Annotated in this window: 17 protein-coding genes; 2 read left to right on the forward strand and 15 right to left on the reverse strand. The window is 30.3% G+C overall.

What is annotated here, in order from left to right; genetic code table 11:
• Positions 1 to 283: 283 nt before the first annotated feature.
• The 7 genes from B096_RS0104340 to B096_RS0104370 form a co-directional block, all read right to left on the reverse strand.
• Entirely contained in the window at positions 284 to 1,657 is a 1,374-nt protein-coding gene (locus B096_RS0104340; RefSeq protein ID WP_018579535.1) for a sensor histidine kinase, read from the reverse strand.
• Positions 1,648 to 2,307, reverse strand: a complete 660-nt coding sequence (locus B096_RS0104345; protein ID WP_018579536.1) for a response regulator transcription factor — start codon at positions 2,305 to 2,307, stop codon at positions 1,648 to 1,650. The genes B096_RS0104340 and B096_RS0104345 overlap by 10 nt, the downstream gene beginning before the upstream one ends.
• Before the next feature lie 10 nt (positions 2,308 to 2,317).
• Positions 2,318 to 3,073, reverse strand: coding sequence for a lantibiotic immunity ABC transporter MutG family permease subunit (locus B096_RS0104350; protein ID WP_018579537.1), 756 nt, complete (start codon positions 3,071 to 3,073; stop codon positions 2,318 to 2,320).
• Positions 3,074 to 3,799: a lantibiotic immunity ABC transporter MutE/EpiE family permease subunit gene (locus B096_RS0104355; RefSeq protein ID WP_018579538.1), complete on the reverse strand. Its 726-nt coding sequence runs from the start codon at positions 3,797 to 3,799 to the stop codon at positions 3,074 to 3,076.
• Complete coding sequence (locus B096_RS0104360; RefSeq protein ID WP_018579539.1) at positions 3,799 to 4,503, reverse strand: lantibiotic protection ABC transporter ATP-binding protein; 705 nt, start codon at positions 4,501 to 4,503, stop codon at positions 3,799 to 3,801. Before B096_RS0104360 ends, B096_RS0104355 begins: the two co-directional genes overlap by 1 nt.
• Before the next feature lie 544 nt (positions 4,504 to 5,047).
• The gene (locus B096_RS0104365; protein ID WP_018579540.1) at positions 5,048 to 8,671 is read right to left on the reverse strand and encodes a YobI family P-loop NTPase; all 3,624 of its coding nucleotides are present in this window, start codon (positions 8,669 to 8,671) and stop codon (positions 5,048 to 5,050) included.
• A 5-nt stretch (positions 8,672 to 8,676) separates the two neighbouring features.
• Positions 8,677 to 8,982: a single-stranded DNA-binding protein gene (locus tag B096_RS0104370; RefSeq protein ID WP_018579541.1), complete on the reverse strand. Its 306-nt coding sequence runs from the start codon at positions 8,980 to 8,982 to the stop codon at positions 8,677 to 8,679.
• 328 nt (positions 8,983 to 9,310) lie between these two features.
• Here B096_RS0104370 and B096_RS0104375 point away from each other — a divergent pair, with 328 nt between their 5' ends.
• Together B096_RS0104375 and B096_RS0104380 are read left to right on the forward strand one after the other, a co-directional pair.
• Positions 9,311 to 9,664, forward strand: a complete 354-nt coding sequence (locus B096_RS0104375) for a plasmid mobilization protein (protein ID WP_018579542.1) — start codon at positions 9,311 to 9,313, stop codon at positions 9,662 to 9,664.
• Between the two features lies 1 nt (position 9,665).
• Positions 9,666 to 11,009, forward strand: a complete 1,344-nt coding sequence (locus B096_RS0104380; protein WP_018579543.1) for a relaxase/mobilization nuclease domain-containing protein — start codon at positions 9,666 to 9,668, stop codon at positions 11,007 to 11,009.
• A gap of 17 nt (positions 11,010 to 11,026) precedes the next feature.
• Here the strand turns inward: B096_RS0104380 and B096_RS0104385 are convergent, their stop codons facing one another.
• Genes B096_RS0104385 through B096_RS0104420 form a run of 8 tightly spaced genes read right to left on the reverse strand, consistent with a single transcriptional unit; the run spans position 11,027 to position 21,394 of the window.
• Positions 11,027 to 11,869 carry a hypothetical protein gene (locus B096_RS0104385; protein ID WP_018579544.1) on the reverse strand — a complete coding sequence of 281 codons (843 nt, stop codon included), beginning with the start codon at positions 11,867 to 11,869 and terminating at the stop codon, positions 11,027 to 11,029.
• On the reverse strand, positions 11,847 to 12,353 hold the full coding sequence (locus B096_RS0104390; RefSeq protein WP_018579545.1) for a Mov34/MPN/PAD-1 family protein: 507 nt from the start codon (positions 12,351 to 12,353) through the stop codon (positions 11,847 to 11,849). Before B096_RS0104390 ends, B096_RS0104385 begins: the two co-directional genes overlap by 23 nt.
• A complete protein-coding gene (locus tag B096_RS09545) occupies positions 12,353 to 14,095 on the reverse strand; it encodes a ThiF family adenylyltransferase (RefSeq protein ID WP_018579546.1) in 1,743 nt (580 codons plus the stop codon). Before B096_RS09545 ends, B096_RS0104390 begins: the two co-directional genes overlap by 1 nt.
• Before the next feature lie 5 nt (positions 14,096 to 14,100).
• Entirely contained in the window at positions 14,101 to 15,126 is a 1,026-nt protein-coding gene (locus tag B096_RS0104400) for a nucleotidyltransferase domain-containing protein (protein WP_018579547.1), read from the reverse strand.
• A gap of 48 nt (positions 15,127 to 15,174) precedes the next feature.
• Positions 15,175 to 18,441, reverse strand: coding sequence for a type I restriction endonuclease subunit R (locus B096_RS0104405; protein ID WP_018579548.1), 3,267 nt, complete (start codon positions 18,439 to 18,441; stop codon positions 15,175 to 15,177).
• Entirely contained in the window at positions 18,428 to 19,564 is a 1,137-nt protein-coding gene (locus B096_RS0104410; protein ID WP_018579549.1) for a restriction endonuclease subunit S, read from the reverse strand. Before B096_RS0104410 ends, B096_RS0104405 begins: the two co-directional genes overlap by 14 nt.
• Entirely contained in the window at positions 19,554 to 21,146 is a 1,593-nt protein-coding gene (locus B096_RS0104415) for a type I restriction-modification system subunit M (protein WP_018579550.1), read from the reverse strand. Before B096_RS0104415 ends, B096_RS0104410 begins: the two co-directional genes overlap by 11 nt.
• A 26-nt stretch (positions 21,147 to 21,172) precedes the next feature.
• Positions 21,173 to 21,394, reverse strand: coding sequence for a helix-turn-helix domain-containing protein (locus tag B096_RS0104420; RefSeq protein ID WP_018579551.1), 222 nt, complete (start codon positions 21,392 to 21,394; stop codon positions 21,173 to 21,175).
• Between the last annotated feature and the right edge of the window lie 129 nt (positions 21,395 to 21,523).

The raw sequence follows: 21,523 nt of genomic DNA on the forward strand, positions 1-21,523 counted from the left end.
CTTTGCCATTGGGCTACTAAGTCCTGTAATTCAGATATTTATTACTGACTTTACCTTTAATGGGGATGTTGTTCTATCACAGAATCATATGTTAAATCTTTTCTTAAAGTATATGATTTTTGGACTAATTACACTCCCTGTATGGAGATACCGAATAAGTAAGCTTGAGGAAATTTAATAAAATTAGGCAGAAAAAAGCGACTACTGTAGAAATAATTTTTCCTAATAGTAGTCGTTTAATTTGTGTAAAGAATAAAAATAATCTCTGGTTAGTTTATTTACTCTATCCTCTCACTAGTGGTATTATAACCTGAACCACCCCACCTCCATTTTTGTCATTGGATAATATAAGCTCCCCATTATAGTTTTTAATAATATTATTTGTAATATATAAACCTAATCCATGATGCCCAGATTCTGTTCTGCTTTCATCTTCCATAAAAAATTGTTCTTTTCCGTGCTTTAGTATCTTTTCAGAAAATCCTTTTCCCTGATCCTTTACCTCAATAATTAAATTGCGATTTTTTATATTAGCATTAATGGTAATAGTTGAGTTGTTTGGGGAAAAGTTAACTGCATTTGTTATAATGTTCATAAATGAACGTTCCAATTCAATTTCATTTCCCTTTAAATGTAAACCTTTATCAATCTCTATATTACATATAATACTAATATCTTTTATCTTTCCTAAAGCTTCCCCTTGGTCTTTTAGTGAAAGTATAAACTTTCTAATATTAATGATATTGTCTAACTCACTATTGCCTATTTCTTCTTTAGTTATTGATAATAATCTTTGTAAATATTCTTCCATCTGATTACTGCTTTTTTCAATATAGTTACAGTAATTTTTCTGTTCATCTGTGACATCAGTTTCCTTTAGTAAACCTACATTTCCCTTTACTATAGTAAGGGGCGCCCTTACATCATGGGCGAGAGCAGATATTTGTTCTTTCTTTTTCTGTTCAAAATTCCACTGTTCTTCTAAAGCAGTCTTTAAAGAATTCTTCATCATATCAATACCTTGAAGAACCAGATTTATCTCCCCTATATTACTTACACCTACATCAAAGTCTAAATTATGTTCTTCTATTTTCTCTACAGTATTCAAGAGATTTCTTAACTCGCTATTTATCCTTTTAGCTAATCTATTCGACCATAGAATAATCAATATAAATAATTGAAACAAAAATGAAAATATAATTGTTAATTCTGCATTAGGCAAAGTTTTTCTCAATCCATCATTTGTAAACTGCATACTTAAAGGATAGCTAATAATCAATACTTCTTCTTCCCTCTCAATACTAATAATATAGTCTGATAGTCCAATTGTATTTTTCCCCTTCCTATAGTTATCCCAACTATCATCTATATATTTAACAGAAAAATTACCATATAAAAAATCTCCTGCTTCTGAATAGACCCCAAAATTACACATTGGTGTCAATAAATCCATATTTACCTTAGGTGAATTTTTTAGTTCATCATAGTTTTTTTGAATTATTCTTTCAGAATAATTTGCTGGGTATACTCCAATTGAAGCTATCCCAAATACTAAATAATTCACTAACATTAGGGTTGTAATAAATACTCCAAGATATAAAATATATTTTATAAATATTGTACGAAGACTTTTGCTTTTACTTCTTCTTAATCCCATTTGTAACCTACTCCCCAAACTGTCTTGATTGGTTCTATGCTAAATTGTATAAACTTGGCTCTAATGTTTTTTATATGCTCAGCTATTACATTTAAATTGCTTTCCTTTTCAAAGCCAAAAACGGATTCAAAAATTTGTTCCCTTGAAAAAACTTGACCTCTATTAAGGGCTAAATACTCACTTATTTCATATTCACTTTTAGTTAGAGATACCCTATTATCTAATACGAAACATTCTTTACTTGATAGCAAGAATTTAACATCACCTATATTTATATAGTTTATCTTTTCCCTTTCTTCTCTTCTAATATGGGCATCTACCCTTGCACGAAGTTCCTGAACTCCAAAGGGTTTAGTTAAGTAATCATCTGCACCTAATCCTAGCCCCCTAATTATATCTGCTTCGTCTGATTTTGCTGTAAGAAATAAAATAGGTGAATCTACCTGTATCCTTATCTTAGAACATAAGCTAAATCCATCAATTTCAGGCATCATTACATCTAGAATTATTAAATGATAGAAACTTAAATCTTCAGAAAGAACCTTTTCGGGTTTATCTATTTTTTTAATAAAATGATTGCTTTTACTTAATATGTTTTCAATCAAATCTAGAATAGCTTTATCATCATCCACTACTAAAATATTGGCCATTTAATACCCCCTACTCTTCGGTTCTATTTCCTTCCCAGTTTTTAAACCATACTAACATAATTACAAATGATATAAAAGTTAAAACTATAGATATAATAATTCCTAGTTTTAAATCTTGGTCTAGCAATATGTCTTCAGCACTTTGATACTTCATAAGCAATGATGAAGTAAACCTAATACTCCATGAACTTGGAAGAAAAGGCCATCTGCCATCCCCCATTCCTGTTAAAAATAAGGCTGCTACAAGAGATTCAGCAATACCCACTCCAATAGAAACTGCCTTAGAAAATCTAAAACTTAAAAATAAATGTAGTATATATAAGAATATATTGGACCCTATTAGAATTGCCACAATAGCCAGGTTTATATAAATAGGATAGATATTACTATCTATAAAAGAATAACCTATATAAAAACCAACAACTGCCAATATAGTACTTAAACTTCCAAATAATAAACATAAGGTAAATTTACTCATTATACTTAAATTCTTTGTCTCTGAAGCAATTAAAATATTTTTAAAGCCCCCTGCTATATATTCTTGCTCTGCTACTATTGAAGTGATTATTCCTATTAACATTGGAAATGTTATGCTTAAAACTTGTAAATAAGCTGATATCTTGCTAAAACTAGTCCAAGGTGTATAAGAATAATAGCTTAAAAATATGATTAACCCTAATATAGGGATATACAGGTGCATCCATGGAATTTGGGTAGATTTAAATTTTATTATATCAGCTTTTATAAGCTTTTTAAATTCTATCATTTAATTCACCTCTTTTTTTCCGAACCATATTGTAGTAAGAATAGCCAATATCAGAAAGATAATAATACTGATTAAAGTACTGCCTAATACCCCAGTTCTATTTGGCATTGAGTTGATTTCTGGAGCTGGAAGGCCATTTGGTAGAATACCTAAAATTGGAACCATTAGAGCGGATGATGTCCCATAAGGTAAGATCTTTAAAATTAAATTTATTCCAGATCCATAGCTTATAATTCCGAAAATTGTCATTCCTAGATTAAAAATAACAGCAAGGAAAATGTTGAACTTAGCAGTTAAAAACATAATGATAGGAATATTAAATAAAAATGTAAAAATTAATACAATAGTTCCTAATATATTTGCTCTTAAAGGAATAGTAGAGCCACATATTAAAGCAAATACCTCTGCTCCTAACATAAATATCAAGTTGGTAAATACTAACAAAATACTAATGTATAGTATCTTTCCTATCCATATCCTCTCTTTACTTTGAGGATACAAAAGCATCCCCTTATAGGAAAGGTTTTTCTCCTTTGTAATTGTTTGGGCAGATATAAGAGCTAACATTCCTGGAAGGAACATAGCATACCACCAGTTATATGCACCATTTTGACCTCCTCCCCATAAGGCAGATAATATAAGAGAAAAAAATGGTGTTATTAGGATAAATTTATTTGTTGATGTTCTTTTGTTTTTTAAGAATTCTGATTTTACTATATCAATCATTAATTTTCACCCCTGTTTCTTTTTATAATTTCTTTAAACAAATATTCAAGATCATCTTCCTTGCTTAACTCTCCGTCATAGCCAATAATACCATTGGATATGATTCCCACCTTATCAGCCACTTGTGCTACTTCTGATAAAATATGGCTAGATAAAATCACTGTAATTCCCATGGCAGGAAATGAACGAATTAATTCCCTTAATTCTTCTATTCCTATTGGATCAAGTCCATTAGTAGGCTCATCCAGAATAAGCAGTTTGGGATTATTTATAATAGCCATTCCAAGTCCTAATCTTTGTTTCATCCCCATGGAAAAATTCCTTACTTTCTTTTTTTCAGCCTGCCTAAGACCTATAATGTCAAGTACTTCTTCTACTCTCTCCTTTGGCAGTCCATAAAGAGTAGAGGCAGCCTTCAAGTTTTCTCTTGCAGTTAAATTTGGATAAATTGCTGGTTCTTCAATTAATGCTCCTATATCTTTTAAGTCCTTTCTTGTCCACAGATGGTCTTCAAATAATATTTCTCCAGAGGATGGTTTCATTATCCCTGTAATCATTTTTAATATGGTTGACTTTCCAGCACCATTTGGTCCAAGTAGTCCATATACAGAATTCTTCCTAATTGATATAGAAACATTATTAACAGCTACTTGACTCCTAAATTTTTTAGTTAATCCCTTTACTTCTAAAATATAATCTGACATTCCCTTACCTCCTAAATTAATCTTATATTTAATCTATAATTAAAGTATACAAGGTAATTATAAGGAATTTATAAGGATTTATAAAAATAGTTTTTTAGAAGTTTGTCTGGCTATGGAAATCCTAATCCGATGGATAAATAGCCTTATGGATCTAAGTCTAGGTAATCGGGTAAGAGATAAATAATTAATTTATTTACCGACCTCCCACACCCCAGGTAAGAACAACAACCTTCATCCCATGTAACCGTCACATTTACTGTGTATAGTTCGGGTAGTATTGGACTTTGTTTTGTATCGTAAACTCGTCCACTCTAAATCAGCCTGATGTGATTTCTGTTCGTCGGTTCGGGATTTTGCTTCCAGTTTCCTTCAGATTCCACGTCGCCGTGGACACCCTTGCTCTTAGCTAACGGTTCCTACTACCAAGCCCGTAGTGGACTTTCACAACCAAGTTGTTGCCCATACTGGGCATACAATCAAAAAACTGCGTCCCAATAGGGACGCAGTTAAAGTAGATATGTGGTTCTAACCTAATCAATATATGTTATAGAAGTTCATTAGGAAGTTCATCTTGTAACCTTCTACCAAAAGCACGATAATACCCTGAGTCATCTTTATCAACTTCGTATTTCGTTATCCAATTTTTATCCTTGAAAATTTCTAATATCCGTTCATTGACATTGTTAACTACAAATTTGGGTCGACCCAAATCAAACAATCTTACATAATCCTTCAAATTCAATTTATCTAGATAAATGATTGCTTGTCTTTTGTCAAAAGTCGGAAGAATAATAATGAAAAATTCCACTTTATCTTCATAAGTAAGCCTTGTATCTGCGAGTAGTTTTTCAAATAACTGCATAGAAAATGGATATGATTCAGAGAAAATCACTTGTTTTTGTCGAACTGTTAGATTTTCAATTTCTATTTTCATAGGACTATTCTCATGTAAATACGCAGTAAGCAGTTTAGGTATATCATTTTCTTCCAAATTATTGTTAAGTATATAAATCTTTACCGTATTAGAGTAATCAGTATCTATAATTGATATAGCTTCATCTGTAAATTTAAGAAGATTAATTTTATTTTCATCGCTAGTATCTAAAGAAAGCACATCTACCATTTCATTAAAATCAAAGGTCTCCCCAGAGATAACATCATTCACATATGAATCAATATTCTTTTTTATAAAGTGAAGTGTATTGGTTGGATATTCATCCCTAATAAATAACAAAGAGTCTTGTGACATTCTTATGGTTTCTAAATCAATTAGAATATCTATTTTCTCATTTGAAATCCCCTCGGTTTTGAATGAATCATAATATCGCCTAAGCGACCTCATTATTTCTCTATATTTTTCATTGTTTAAATCGTTACATACAATTGCAACCTTGAAAAAACTAGATGAAGCATCTTTACCAAAATCATTGATTGAATCAGAAAAATCCAAATGATTATCTTGGCTATTTACAAATTCAACTAAAATGTCGTCTAAGTTTTTTTCACTATTAAAGAAATATTCGAGAATATTATTCTCCGAATATACGACTAGGTTATTTTGAAGTAATAATGACCAAGTATCCTTATCTGAAACTTTTTCGAGTAAAGTTATTGGTGTTTTTAGAACTTTAATATATTCAAGTTTATTTTCAAGAGTAATCTCATCATTATTTAACATAGATAACACAACCGATTCATCGTCTACAATACTTCCTTCACAATGATTAATTATTATTTCTATATAGTAATTAATATTTCCATTAATATATTGTGCCAATGGCGATTCTGGCAATGATAAAATCAATGTATAGTTTTTATGATTGAAATCTTCACTTTCTTCTATACCATAGAAGGTTTTGAGCATCAAAGTAATATGCCCGAAAGTGATTTGGTATAATCTGTTTTCATAAACTGCTATAAATAAGTCTTTATTTGCTATGTCATAATTAATTGATTTGAAACATATATTAATTAGCTTAAATCCTTTTATAAGTTTATCAATATTAGGATTTTCAATATCCAAGTAATTAGAATTATCAGAGATATAGTCGGTTAGGGATTTTTCATTGTTTACCATATTTATAATATCTTGAGAGTAATAAAGTGTATATATGGAATATAACTTAACTTGAGATTCAGTAAAAACACCATTGCTTAAAATTTCAGAAAAGAAATTTTGCCATTGATTATTGAGTTTAAATACTAATTGCTGGATTTCTCTTTCGGAAATAAAAAAGCCTTGAATAAATTTGAAATTCTTCGTATTCTTTAACTGCAGCAAAAACCTATGAAGTTGCATATCATATTCAGGAGTTGTCAGCAGAAAACAAAATAAATCAAAATTAAGAATTTCTTCCTCATCAAAACTCACATCACTCAATCTATCAATTACCATTCGAGGACTTTTTAGTTCATATGTATATTCTTTCGCCTTTTTATCGCTAACACTTCTTAAAAATGTTTTATCAATACGACTTAAGCTATTTTCATAGAAATAGGTCATGTAATCTGCATAACTCTCATCAATATAACCGTTGCGGATAAGATATTTAATTAAATCAAAATAAGGGGTTTCCTTTATCTCATTAAAATCTCTTTCCACCCCTATTTCATTTATATATGTAGTTTTAAAAATATTATCAATGTTGTTTCGTGAGATAATATTGCATAACTTTTTATTTTTAAGCATCTCTAGCTCTTCCTGAAGATTAAAAATATCCTGCTTGATTCTTTCGATATTTTCTACTTCCTTATTTTTAACAGCTTCCTTACGTTCATCCCATTCCTCGTTTAATATTTCTTTTTCTTTATGCCGATAATATCCAAGTTCTTCAATCTTTTTACTGTATACCATAGAAAGCTCTTCATCAGAACACAAAATTTCTTTTTGAGCTTTATCAATTTTTTCATTTAAGGTATCTATCTTTTTATTTATATTATTTTTTTCATCGCTAATAAACCCTTCTTTTTTTGCGAAAAGGGTATATATAAATCCTTTATTTAATTGCAAGTCACTAAAATCTCTTGGGAAGATATTTTTATAAATTATGAGAGCCAGAAGTTTATTATAATCTTGTTCCGTAGTATTGATTCTGTTATTATAGACCACAAACTCGTTATAAATATTTTTGAGTATACGCATATCATCAACATACAAAGAAACATCTTGCAAAAAATTCTGTTTAAATAATTCAAAAATCCCCCCTGCCTTAAAATGTGCAATGAACTGATCGTATGAGTTAGAACTATCAATAACAGGGACAACTGGCATTATATAATCAAAAAATTTCGTTCTATCCTTAGAAATGAATATATCATCACGCAAAAGATAAAAAAATCTTAGAGGATTTTTATTTTCCTTTTTTAATTGATTATTTACAAGAGTATTGACCTCCCTCAACCTTTGAAATATTTGGTTTACATTATATCTATCCATATCTTCAAAAACTATGACATCTGCATCCGAATTTTCAAAAAGATATAAGACTTCATTTAAATATTTATCAAAATAGGAGTCCTCATTTTCTTCAAAAATTTCTATTTCGTTACCTTGTAGACTGATTTTCTTTAAGATATTTTTATTTTTTTGGATTTTTATAATTTTACCCCAAATAACACCAAACAGTATAAAAAGGATAGTTCCGCTAAAAATTCGTGTTTCACTATAGGCTGTTAGTAACAGTATATTTTTAAGCCAGATAAACCAATTAATAGAAATGCTATTTACAAAAGCTTGCCAAGAATTAAACATTGTCAGATGCAATATCATAACAATAGTAATCATTATTAGAACTACATTTTGAATAATTTTTTTATTGTCGAGTTGTCTTTTAATCTTAAAATTCGTTTGAGGAATTTTATCAGAATTAATTTGATGAATCAGTTGATTAAGGATCTTACCCTCTAAAACAGATTCTTTTATTTCTGCTTCTTCATCTTCTTTTTCCATTGGTGACTTAAAATGTGCAAGGGAAATATGTAAAAACTTAATATTACTATGTTTCTTTTTATATGTTTCAAGAACACTACTCTTTCCAGCACTATATGCACCCGAAATAGCAATGTTTTTAACATCATCATTTTTAAAAATAAAGTCTAAGGCATGATCATAAATATTTAATTCTACATCATTTATTGGAGTAAGTTTTTGAAAATTATATTTATCCATAGGATTTAAACCCCTTTTGATTTTGTTATCTGATATTTTTGTTGTCCAGAAGTTGTTTTTTGAATAGCCTTAATGCTTGTAGTTCCCTTATTAATATGGTGTAGAAATAATGTTCCAAGTAATATTCTTTCACTTCGTGGTATTCTGTTCCACTCATAGCCTTTAAACAACTCTTTTACTAAAAATATTTCTTCTTCTTTTAAATTTGCCGTTTCCTTAATAGCTTCATTTAATAATTCATTAACATCATTCATATTGCTCACCCCTCTTATAATAACCTTGCCGACAACATTGTTAATATCATTATACATTTTCTTTTTCCCTTTTACAATGTAATTAAGTAGTAGCAACTAGAAGTATATATTAAGGAATCTTATATATAATTTTATATTTTACGCTGACATTAGCCACATAGTGCGGTAATATAGATATATAAATCAAATACTTGGCTTAATGCCTGCTTTTAAAAAACTTTAATAGCAAGCACAGTAAGTGTAGACACACTTACGAGAAAATTGATGAAGCGGACCCCTCTAGGCTCGCTTCTTTTTTATCCAATTTTCTACTTGTTCCTATCGGAATGATTTAGGGGTCACCCCTAATACCCTGTTGTAAATGAAAAAGAAAAGGAGAATTCGTATGGCAAATAGACTTAGAAAAAATGATATTCATGTAATGGTTACTGATGAGGAGAAAGACCTTTTTAACAAGAAACTTGAGATGAGCAAGTCAAAATCTATGGGACATTTTATAAGGAAAAGTGTTCTTGAAGCCCCTATATTTGTAATTGATATGAATGTTTTTAGAAGGCTACAAACTCTTATAGGAAAAAACTCTAATAATCTTAATCAAATTGCAAAGAGGGTAAATAGTACAGGAATAATCTATAGAGAAGATATTGAGGATCTAAAAAAAGAAAATGATGATATATCAAGAGAAATAATAAAAATTCAAAATATCCTAACAAGGAAATATATGAATAGGTCTGATTGATATGGCTATTACAAAGATCCACCCTATCAAATCCACCCTTAATCTTGCTATTGATTATATTACAAGTGATGATAAAACTGATAAACAAATATTAATAAGTTCAGATGGTTGCTCTCCTGCAACTGCCCATTTACAGTTCATGAATACTAGGGAAACCAATGATACTAGAGGGACAGTTTTAGCTCGGCATTTAATACAAAGTTTTGTTCCTGGAGAAGTAAGTCCTGATAAAGCACATGAGATAGGGATTGCCTTAGCCAAAGAAGTTTTAAATGGTGAATATGAATATGTACTAGCCACCCATGTAGATCGTAACCACATTCACAACCATATTATTTTTAATAATGTTAATTGGAAGACAGGAAAATGCTATCAATCTAACAAGCGAAGTTACCATAAAATAAGATACCAAAGCGACAAGTTATGCAAGGAAAACAACCTAATTGTTATAGATGAATATTACGAAAAATATAAGAAGAAATATAAGACCAGGGGTAAATCCTATAGGGAATATCAAGAAGATAAAAAGGGAGCTTCATGGAAAAGCAAACTCCAATTCGATATAGACAGAGCTATTAAAAAAGCTAAGGATTGGGAGGACTTTCTCCATCTTATGGAGCAATATGGCTATGAAATTAAACATGGAAAACATATTGCTTTCAAAAAAATAGATGGGCAACAGCGTTTTACAAGGGCAATGAGGATAGGGGAAGATTATACTGAGAAAAGATTAAAAAAACGTATCCTAGAAGAAGTTGATATGAAGAACAAGCGTCCTAAAGCTCCTTTTAAGCCTTTAGATAATGTCATTGATATAAGTGCCAATGATAAAGCTAAAAGCTCTCCTGGATATAAATATTGGGCAACAAAGCACAATCTGTCTACCATGGCAGATACTATAAACCAGGTTAGAAATGAAGGTTTTAAAACACGAGAACAGCTAGAAAAAGCTATCCATGAAAAAGCTACTGAAGTTCAAAATCTTCTTACAGAAAATAAAGAAATAGAAAAACTTATAGAAGTAAAAAAGAAGATTATGGAGAACCGCTATACTATAGAACAATATAAAGAAATCCATAAATATGCTAAGGCACACCCTGAAGATAAAGCTTTCATTAATGAATATAACCCTCAACTTATGCTTTATAAAAAGGCAGTTGCTGAAAGTTTCCAAGACTCTAATATTCTACCCACTACCAAGCAAATTTATGAAGACCTTGAAAAACTTCATACAAAAAAAGAGTCTCTCATTGAGAAACTCAGTCAATCACGCCAGGAGCAGGATAGGCTATATAAGTATAAGAAAAACTATGATAATTATTTGGGGAAAGGGGTCGAGAGATAATCTCGATCTCAACCTAGTTATTCTTCTTCAAAAAATCTATATATTTTCTTCCTTTTAGAAAACTTACGTGTATTTTCTTTTTCTTGTTGATATATATATAACTCTTTTATATTGCCTCTATTGGCAAGAGAAAAAGCCTGTTTGGCTATTTCATAATTATGTCTTGGGTTAGTTGTAGAGTAAATATTAACAATAGCTTTTTCAGGTAAAGCTCTTACTTCTTTACATATTTCTTTCACAAATTTAGTATTATAAACTCTAGAAACATCATCTTTTCTATCATGCTCTATTATTATGGTTCGCAAGGGCTTTTTAGATTCGGGAATTTGATTTTTGGTTATAGGGTAAGTATCTTCTAAAATTAAATTAACCTCGTTGACATTTTCTGCATCCTTATTGTGATACTGAACTACGACATTTATATCTTTTTCTGGGAAACTTTCCTCAGGAATTGAATATTTTTCAAATGTTCCTCGTATTACAAGTTTATACTGCATTGCAATTGGAACTAATATTAAGTTGCAACTATTATATCCAAGAATTTTAGAGCAAAACCAAAACCATATATATGAGTAATCGTGATAAATATTTCCACTAAATAAAATTTTATCCTCATTACTTTTACGAATATATTTAAACAAGACAATTATTACTAATAATATTCCCATTGTCCAGTTTCCTGATTGCATAAGGTAATAATATTTAGCAGTAGAAAAATCAGGACTTTGACCTCCAAGTAATGTTCTTATTATCTCCGACAAATTTACAAGCTTAGGGAAACAAAAGCAAATTACAAGCAATAACATTTGAAGAATTGCTCTTCCATTATCTATTACTTTACCAGTCAGTCTTTTTATCAAAGTCTACCACATCCTTCCAATATATTGTTTTTATCAAATCAGGATTCTTTAATAATTTTCCAAACTTCCAAATTCTTATTGCTTTACTGCCAACTATAATATGAAAATGCTCTATATTTCCTGGCGATTCTTTCATTATTTTCTTCCAGTTTTTCAAGTCTAATCTGGAGTAATCAGGCAAATCTTCATCATGGGTATGCCATTCCCCAATATAGCAATATATTTCATTGCTTGAATTAAAAACCTCGTTAAATATATCAATATGTCTTTTATCTTTTCTAATAAATTTATTATATCTACGTTTATCACTTGCATAAGGCTCAGTAATATATCTAATAATAATATTATCATCTGATATATTTTCTTTACCTATTAAAATACCACCTGCTTCTAAGGATCCAGCTCCTAGCTGAATATATTTTTTCATCACTTGAAAAACAGAAGAACAAATCTTTATCTCTATATTATTTGAATTAATTTTCATTATTTGCCACCACATACATTACAAGAAGTATTTTTAAAATCATTACCTTTTATTATAGAAATTTTATCTTTTTGATTATTATAGTTATCTGATAAAACAAATCCTGCTTTTTTAAAATAATAATCATCACCTTTTTCTGAAACTATTATATTTTCTTCTATCCTTCCTTCAGTAAAGGTTTTAAGTAGATCAATAAATAATATGCTACTTTGAATAGATATTAGAGAGCCATAAGGTATAAATGTGCCACTACAACCAGATACATTTTTAGTAACATTTTGTCCTGGCCTACAGTATGAAGTAGAATCATATAACCCTAATACCTCATCTCGTTTAAAAATACATTCATAGCAACCTGCTTTATCAAATTGGATTACTGCTACATGAGAACCTATATCTAGTGTCTCATTCCAAATATAAAATACAGGAGTATTAATTTTATTAGTATTTATATAGTCATTTATCCACATATTTAAAATCGCATTTCCTGTTGCTGCAATTACATAATCATAATCATTAAAATCTATACCACTATCATCAATTGCATCCTGTATTTTTTCAGCAACAGTTTTAATTTGTAAACCAGGTAAACTTTTCTCTCCAAATTTTCTAAGTGCTTCTACTTTATAAACCCCAATATAATCTCTTCCGAGTAAATGTCTATAAATGTTTTCTGACCCTAATTTATCATGATCTATCAATGTAATATTTTTACATCCTGATTTTATCAAGTTATTAAACACATATCCACCTATTGAGCCACATCCTATTACAAGATACTCTTTATTAGATAAAATATTTTCGTCAAAAGAAGTTCTATTTAAAAGACTACGTTCATCCAGCCTTTCTACATATAACGGAATTATTTCCGTCTTTTCTATTAGTTCAAGAGTAGAATCCATATTAAAACATGGAGTTTTTATAACAACGCCAAAAGTATTAGAAATACCATTTGGTTGTTTGACTTCAAATATAATAAACAATTCTTCTTTAGCTTTTCTTATAATTTTTCTTACATCTGATGTAACTTTTACACCTTCAAAAATTACATTCAAATATTCTACAGATATTGGTTTGTCTATTTCAGGTGGATAAATAATATCCTTAGCTTCACTATATAAATACAATCCATTTTTAATTGAATTGTTGTACCCCCATTCCTTAAAATCATTTGTATCTATACTTGCAAAATAATCATTTACTTCAGTTCTTTTTAGATATTGTGAATAGGATTCATTCTTTCTTCTTTGTTTTTTTATTTCCTTTATCGAACAATAAGATATTTTTTTACTTGATTCTAAATTTGGTATAATTACTTTAGCTATTTTCCATCCTGGTAAGCATAATATATAAGAATCAAATTCTTCTAAAAAGTCATTCCAATTTTCCTTACTTATCCCTTCTTCAATTATCAATTTTGCCCGCAAAATACATTGATTTAGGATCCCCAGCAAATCCTTCTCTATGATAGAACCCTCTAAATCATATAAGCAAAGCTTACCTTTATTATCAATATGAGGAATATATGGTATTTCTGCCAATGCAATATAAATATCAACAAGATTCTGTCCCCAATCATTAGGAATTCCTATTATTATTGGAAACCACGAACTGCCTACCTTTAACTCACATTTAATCTTCACATCATAGCTTTGATTTTTATAACTCTCATTATTCTTTATCTTAATGCCTGATAAATAAGGTTTATCCAATAAATCATTTTTTATTAAATTCAAATCCATACAAATTACTCCATTCCAGAAGAACTAGAACTTGGTATATAATTATATTGTTTCTTTGCTGTCTTTTCTTCTTCTGGAACCTCAAAATCGTCTCCAAATATCTTTTGGAGTTTTTTGTACTTTTCATGTTCATCAGTTTCATTCTCTACACCATTTAAATCAGATTGTAGCTTTTCTGCCTTTTCTTTAAAATCAGTCATTTGTCTATCACTCATCTTTTCAAAAACATCTGAATTTAATTCAAAGTCAAGTTCTATTGGTAGTGGTGATTTTATTCTATATAAAAAGTCTCCATCTTTGTCAATTCCTTCAAATCTAAAGCTATTAACAATAGAATCTACTATATGAATTAAAGCACTTAAATCATCTTCTTCATAGTATATAAAATTATCCAAAGCAATTAAATTAAGTCCAATACTTGATGGTTCAGAGTGTCCTTTTGCATCAAATCTTCTATGTTTCCATCTTTTAAGATACCTTAACATCCTCCTAAATTGATCTCTTTGTTTCCCCATTTCCACTCCATTATTTATATGCTCTACCAACCCCTTGGGATCAGCCTTGTCCCATTTCTGAGAATCTTTATTGCCTTTAATTCCCTTTGCAATATAAATCTGACTATCAGTATTATCTTTATCTTCATAAACATAAACTACTAGATCTACATGATAGGAAGGTTCTCCATCTTTTTTATAAGTTACTGTCACACAGGGCTTCTTTATTTCTGCACCATATTCTGTATGATTTTTCAAAAGTTTTTCTATATCTTCCTTTAAATCCATAGGATCATACTCAGATTTATTAACATTAAATCTCAAACCTACGTCAATATCATATTCCCTACCATCTCCTGGCTTTATTCCTGTATACATAGCATAACTTCCTTGGTCTAATTTCTTAAACGATGGTAAGTCCTTATCATTTTCCAAAATCCTCAATAAAGTATCCCTTTTCTCCGCAAGTTCCGAATTGGTTCCATAATCAAGTCTTATCTTTTCATTAAATTTTTTGAACTCTGATTGAATACTCATAATCTTCCTCCTTAATTTTTAGGTCACTTTATCTTTACTGTTGACCCTTTACTCATCTTCTCTCGCATTAATATTTGTTTCTGCTACTCTTAAATTAATACTTTGTATATTATCTTTTGTGGGATATTTAATTAGTTTATTTAATTTACTCTCTTTATCAAGAGATAATATATTGCTATCGTCGATTACATTTTTCTTGAAATTCTCTGCTTGTTCCATCACCTTTTCAAATATCTCTTCATCCCATTCTGGAGGGTAACCATGTTTATATAATAAAACAGTCAAATCCATATTGAGTTGATTTTTTATATCATCTCGACTAGCCCAGTCTGCATATTGAGATTTATCATCTACCAATTCTTTAATAGCTTTAGCTAGGATTAGACACTTACTATCTTCATAAACAAAATCATTATCATCTCTGACCTTTATCAAGATGTCGTAGAATGCTTTTTCCTCATAGCTAATACCCATCTTTTCAAAAGATATTTTATCTTCTTGAAGAGCTTTTAATATCTCTAACAATTCATCTGATAAACTATTAATAAAATCATAAACAACTTCACTAACAAAAACTTGGGAATCACGATTGTTATAGGATTCAACCACTCTTTTTAGCCTTTCGGAAAATTCTATAGCTTTAACCTTATTATTTTCTCCATATTTACTTATTGCCCTTCGTAGTAGTTTTAATAAAGCATTAAATTTTGATATAGGCATATCTATCTCATCAACTTGTTTTTGAAACTCTTCACCAAATAGCTCATCAGTACCTTTATTAACTATATCTTCAACACCTGTAGATGTTATAGCATCATATACCATCTTTTCAACAACCCTATTCATAACTTCAGCATCAGGAGCATTTCCCTTTGTTTGCTTATAAATTATTGAACGAATTGCCAAATAAAATTGTGCTTGATTTGTTTCCTTATCTGTAAGCTGTCCCGAAGGATACGATATTTCGTAGGCAGCTTTCATCTTCCTAGATAAATCCATAAACTTCATCTCTGTCTCTTTTGAAGTTTGTATGAACTCAGAACCCAAGTTTAAGCATAATAGTCGTTCCGTGGGATTACCATTGAAAAACTTTGATGAATCAAATTGAATAAACATATCCTCTATTAAAGATAAATGATTTCTAAAGATACTTAAAGAAATACTTAATTCATCGATAGGACTTTCTTGTGGACTTCCATATTGTTTTGCCGCCTTCAGCATTTCTTCCTTTATTCCAATATAATCCACAACAAGACCTGTTTCCTTGCCCTCAAATACTCTGTTGACCCTTGATATTGTTTGAATTAAAGTATGTTTCTGTAAAGGCTTGTCTATATACATAACGGCAAGAGAAGCTACATCAAAGCCAGTAATCCACATATCCACTACTATGGCAATTTTAAAATTGGAATCATTGTTTTTAAATTGTTCATCTAACATTTGACGGTGACTTTTATTGCCACATAAATCAAATAATTCTTGTGGATCATTATTCCCTTGAGTTGCAACTAAATTTACTTTGCTAAGCTCTTTTAGTTTTTCAAGTTGGGTATCATCTAAGTCCTCTCTTTCAGTCTTTTTTGCATCAAACCATTCTGGTTTAATATCTTCTAACTTTTTATAAACTAAAAAAGCTAGAGTTCTATTAGCACATACAATCATTGCCTTCTGCACAATGTTTGGTTTTTCACTACAGAGTCTTGTGTAATGTTCTACAATATCATAGGCTAATTTACTTATTCTATCAGGATGTCCAAGTATTTTGCTCAACTTACTCATAGCACGTTTACTTGTTTCTACTTGTTCTGGATTGGAGCCTTCCTTAATAACCTCTTCATAGTATTTATCTATTTCCCTTACCTGCTCTTCAGATACTATAACTCTAGCCAATCTAGGCTCATACTGGATTCTTACTGTAATTCCATCGTCACTACTTTCTTTCATAGTATAACTATCAACTATTTCACCAAAAACATGAATAGTTTCATCTATTGGTGTTCCAGTAAATCCAACATAAGTTGCATTAGGAAAACTATCCCTTAAATATTTAGCAAAACCATAGGTAGTTTCCACACCTTTTTCAGTGTATTTTAGTTTTGAGCCAATATTGGTCTGTGACCTATGAGCTTCATCTGAAATACAAATAATATTATTTCTTTCAGAAAGTAAGCCTGTAGTCTCACAAAATTTTTGGATAGTGGTTATATAAATTCCACCACTTTGATTGTTAGCAAGTTCATCATTCAAAGCTTGTCTATCTGGAATGGACATTACTTTTTTATCCTTTAGAAATTGTTTTGAGTCCTCAAATAACTTACTAGTCTGCTTATTTAAGTCATCTCTATCTACAATAACAATAATAGTGGGAGCATCAAAAACATCCCTATAATGAGTAGCCAGCATTCTCGATAAAAAAAGCATTGCATAAGTTTTCCCACTTCCTGTTGCTCCGAAGTATGTACCACCCTTACCATCACCCTTTGGTTTTAGATGTGCTTTTATGTTTTCTAGCATTTTATTAGCAGCAAAATATTGTGGGTATCTGGTAACAATAGCCAACTCCTTACTTTCATCGTCAGGATAATAAATAAAATCTCGTAATATACTTATTAAGCTCCCTTTACTAAAAGCTCCCTTTATCATGGTAAGCAGGGCAGAAATACCATTTGAAACCTTCTCATCTTCATTTGCTTTATTCCATGAGTAATAGTATTCATATGGAGTGAAAATACTACCCATTTTTGTATTAGCACCATCTGATAAAACAGATAGGAAACAATATTTGGTTAAGTTAGGAATATCCCTATTATAACGCATATGAATTTGTTCCCATGCATCATAAATAGTAGTATCTTCTTTGATAGCTGTCTTAAATTCAAAAATTACCACGGGAATTCCATTAATGAAGATTATCATATCTGGTCTACGGTCTCTCGTTCCAGAAATAGTAATTTGGTTTATAACCTTAAAGATATTGTTAGTTGGAGCTTCAAAATCAATAAAGTCAATGTGTAAGGGCATTTCATTGTTATTGTCCCGGCTTAAATCAAAACCTTCATTTATTAAAAAGAATGCCTGCCTGTTAGAAGAATAAAGAGGATATGTGGAAATGTGCTTAATCTTATTAATTGCCTTTTCCAACTCTGTCTCTGTCAACCCAGGATATTTTGAGTATAAAAAGCTAGATAAATCCTCTTCAAGTATGATTTCATCGTATTTCCGATGTAACTCCTCGCCTTCTTGATGAATATAGTCCTGCTTAGTGAATAAATCGATTATTGCAAATTCAAGTTGCTCTTCATTAAACTGTTTCACCTTTAACCACCTCCTCAAGTGAACCTTTTATTAAAACTGGGCAAATATCATTAATTTGTCCTTTTAACTGTTCATTAATTTCCATCCTTGTAATATAGGCATTATATATGTCCACAATGGAATTTTGAACTTTAATATCTGGTATTGGAATTTCGACTTCTACTAAATCATCCCACATAAATGTTTCACGAGCTGACCCCCAAGAATGGAACCTCGTATAGCGGTCAAACTCTGACCTTTCAAAAAACATAAATAGATATTCAGGATTTAATAATTCAGGTTTTGCTATATTAAAAACTATATATGAAGAAGAAACAATATAAGTGTCCTCAGTCCTGTTATAAGCCATTGTAATTCTATCACTATTTCTAGAAGTTACAGTTACATAAGCAAAAGATTCTGGCTTTACAACTTTATAGGAAGTTAGTGATACCCCACTTAAATTTGCTTTGGTTTCAATAAATTCCTTTTGTATTGAAAGGCCTTTAACATTACTAATATCATACAATTCTTTGTTATTCCTACCATCTAAAGGCTGTATATAATCTTTTATTTTTTTACTAGGCATTTCTCCTCTAAGTTTTTCTATCGTTGTATCGCATACCAGTTTTAAATCTTCTAAGCCTTTCTCATAAACTTCTTGATTTTTCAACATTGATTTATATACAGCAACATATTTTTTTTGAATTTCAATTGAAGGTACTATTATTTCTATTCCACAAAACACTTCCCAATCTAAGTTTGCTCTTATGCTTCCATCACTTAAAAATGCACCATATCTATCTTTCTCTGAAGATTTAAAAATCATAAATAAATATTCTGGTAGGATTTTTTTCTTATCTACTTCAAAGGTAGTATAGGCTGGCGAAACCAAAACATCAGATTCTCTCTCATATAGCCCAATTCTTATGCATTGATCTCTTCCTGTTTGCATACCACTGAAGATGAATCTACCATTTGTCATTATCTTATATTTTTTTTTGTCAACATTAGAGGTATTTGCTACTGTTGGCATAAATTCCTTATTTTTATTGATGCCATAAATAGGTAAATTGTAATCTTCAGTATTGGTATAATTACATAATTTTATAAATTCTCCTATTTTTAACCGACTATATTTCATATCCAATCCCCCTAAAAGCATCTTCTAGGCTTTTTTGTGATTCTTTTTCAAGTTTCATTATATATTTCATTTCGGTTTGAATACGCACCATTTCTTTTTCATAATCAATATCCAAATCCCTATCTATAAACTCTACATACTTACTTGGGGCAAGAGAATAGTTAGCCTCCCTGATTTCCTTTAAACTTGCAGATTTGCAAAGTTCAGGAATATCATCATATCCTTGACTTGTTTGCCATGAAAAATAAAGGTTCTTTATTCTATCTATTTGTTCATCTGTTAAAACCGTTTTTCTTTTCTTGCTTCTTTTGGAAATATCATATTCTGCAATATTTTCATCCCAGGTACGTAAATCTACAAATAATATTTCATTTGTCCTGTCTTTGACTTGCCTATTATTCAATGTTCTTGCTTTTTTATTATTATTTATAATCCATAGGGTCACTGATATATCTGTTGTATAAAACATATCTCTCGGCAAAACAATAATTGCTTCTATTTTATCATTTTCTATAAGTTTTTTTCTGATTTCATATTCTACTCCATCAGAATTTAAAGCTCCGTTAGCAAGCAAAAATCCAGCTACACCATTTGTTACATCTAATTTTGATAACATATGAAGTATCCAAGCATAGTTAGCATTTGATTTTGGTGGTGTTTCATAGCCATGCCAGCGTGGATCGGTTAATAGTTCATTATCCCCTCGCCAATCCTTTAAATTAAATGGTGGATTAGCCATTATATAGTCAACTTTTCTATTTAAATGTTGATCGTCTGTAAAAGTTGAGCTTTCACCAACTGCCTTTTCTCCTAAGTCATAAGCAATTCCACGTATAGCTAGATTCATTTTTGCTAATCGCCTGGTATCTGGATTTTTCTCCTGCCCCACTATAGAAACCTTTAATTTATTACCATGATGTCTTTCCACAAACTTCATAGATTGAACAAACATACCTCCAGAGCCACAACAGGGGTCGTAAACTGATCCACTATATGGTTCTATTAACTCCGCAATCAATTCAACAAGACAAGCTGGTGTGTAGAACTCACCCTCTTCTTTAGTGCTTGCTACAGCATAGCTTTGTAGGAAATATTCATATACTCTTCCAATTAAATCTTCCTCTTGAAATCTCTCTTCATTTATTTTATTAATCTCATCTATTAAGTTTTTAAGTGTTCTAATATCCGCCCCTAAACTACTATAAAAATTAGAGAGCAATGCTCCCTGTAATGGAGGATTGTCCTTTTCAATATCAGCCATTGCTGTATCTAACTTTACAGCAATATCGTTACTATTAGCCTCTTTTACAATATATGACCACCTACAATGTTCTTGTAAATAAAAAACATTCTTAGCTAAATAAAAAGATTTCTTTTCTAGAAAAGCAGGTATATCACCATATTCTTCCTTAAGTTCTTTACGTCTTTTTTCAAATTTATCTCCAGCAAATTTTATGAATACAAGACCTATAACAGCATCTCTGTTTTTTTCTGTTCCTCCAGCACCTCTTAGTGCATTTCTACAATTAAATAATATTGATTCTAAAGTTTGTCCATTCTCTTGCTTATTATTTTTAGACATAAACTATCTCCCTTATTTTATATTTTCTAATTAGTTAATTCAATTCTATCACCATTTGGTAAAGTAAATGATTGCTCATAAGTTATACCTAATATATCAGCTATTTTTTTAAGATCTTTTTCTCCAACTGTTCCTCTTTTTAATTTAGCATTAAAGTTCTGAGGTGAATAACCTATCCGCCTTGCAAGTTCTGAAACACTTATTCCCATTCTTACACACAAAACTTTTATTTGCTCTGATGTATCCATAGTACACCTCCATAATCATCTTATTTTATATTATAAACGATTTAGTTTATATATTCAATAAACAAAGGTTATGAAAAAATAAAAAAATAGGGCAGACCGAAGCCTGCCCATATCCAGTCTTGCTAATGC

Origin of the sequence: Erysipelothrix tonsillarum DSM 14972, assembly GCF_000373785.1 — a bacterium.
Taxonomy (GTDB): domain Bacteria; phylum Bacillota_I; class Bacilli_A; order Erysipelotrichales; family Erysipelotrichaceae; genus Erysipelothrix; species Erysipelothrix tonsillarum.

What these genes read in the sequence shown, in the direction of transcription:
- B096_RS0104410 (WP_018579549.1), bottom strand. Translation starts at nt 19,564, where the DNA reads ATGAAATATAGTCGGTTAAAAATAGGAGAATTTATAAAATTATGTAAT.
- B096_RS0104420 (WP_018579551.1), bottom strand. Translation starts at nt 21,394, where the DNA reads ATGGATACATCAGAGCAAATAAAAGTTTTGTGTGTAAGAATGGGAATA.
- B096_RS0104340 (WP_018579535.1), bottom strand. Translation starts at nt 1,657, where the DNA reads ATGGGATTAAGAAGAAGTAAAAGCAAAAGTCTTCGTACAATATTTATA.
- B096_RS0104360 (WP_018579539.1), bottom strand. Translation starts at nt 4,503, where the DNA reads ATGTCAGATTATATTTTAGAAGTAAAGGGATTAACTAAAAAATTTAGG.
- B096_RS0104375 (WP_018579542.1), top strand. Translation starts at nt 9,311, where the DNA reads ATGGCAAATAGACTTAGAAAAAATGATATTCATGTAATGGTTACTGAT.
- B096_RS0104380 (WP_018579543.1), top strand. Translation starts at nt 9,666, where the DNA reads ATGGCTATTACAAAGATCCACCCTATCAAATCCACCCTTAATCTTGCT.
- B096_RS0104370 (WP_018579541.1), bottom strand. Translation starts at nt 8,982, where the DNA reads ATGTATAATGATATTAACAATGTTGTCGGCAAGGTTATTATAAGAGGG.
- B096_RS0104365 (WP_018579540.1), bottom strand. Translation starts at nt 8,671, where the DNA reads ATGGATAAATATAATTTTCAAAAACTTACTCCAATAAATGATGTAGAA.
- B096_RS0104350 (WP_018579537.1), bottom strand. Translation starts at nt 3,073, where the DNA reads ATGATAGAATTTAAAAAGCTTATAAAAGCTGATATAATAAAATTTAAA.
- B096_RS0104345 (WP_018579536.1), bottom strand. Translation starts at nt 2,307, where the DNA reads ATGGCCAATATTTTAGTAGTGGATGATGATAAAGCTATTCTAGATTTG.
- B096_RS09545 (WP_018579546.1), bottom strand. Translation starts at nt 14,095, where the DNA reads ATGGATTTGAATTTAATAAAAAATGATTTATTGGATAAACCTTATTTA.
- B096_RS0104355 (WP_018579538.1), bottom strand. Translation starts at nt 3,799, where the DNA reads ATGATTGATATAGTAAAATCAGAATTCTTAAAAAACAAAAGAACATCA.
- B096_RS0104400 (WP_018579547.1), bottom strand. Translation starts at nt 15,126, where the DNA reads ATGAGTATTCAATCAGAGTTCAAAAAATTTAATGAAAAGATAAGACTT.
- B096_RS0104415 (WP_018579550.1), bottom strand. Translation starts at nt 21,146, where the DNA reads ATGTCTAAAAATAATAAGCAAGAGAATGGACAAACTTTAGAATCAATA.
- B096_RS0104390 (WP_018579545.1), bottom strand. Translation starts at nt 12,353, where the DNA reads ATGAAAATTAATTCAAATAATATAGAGATAAAGATTTGTTCTTCTGTT.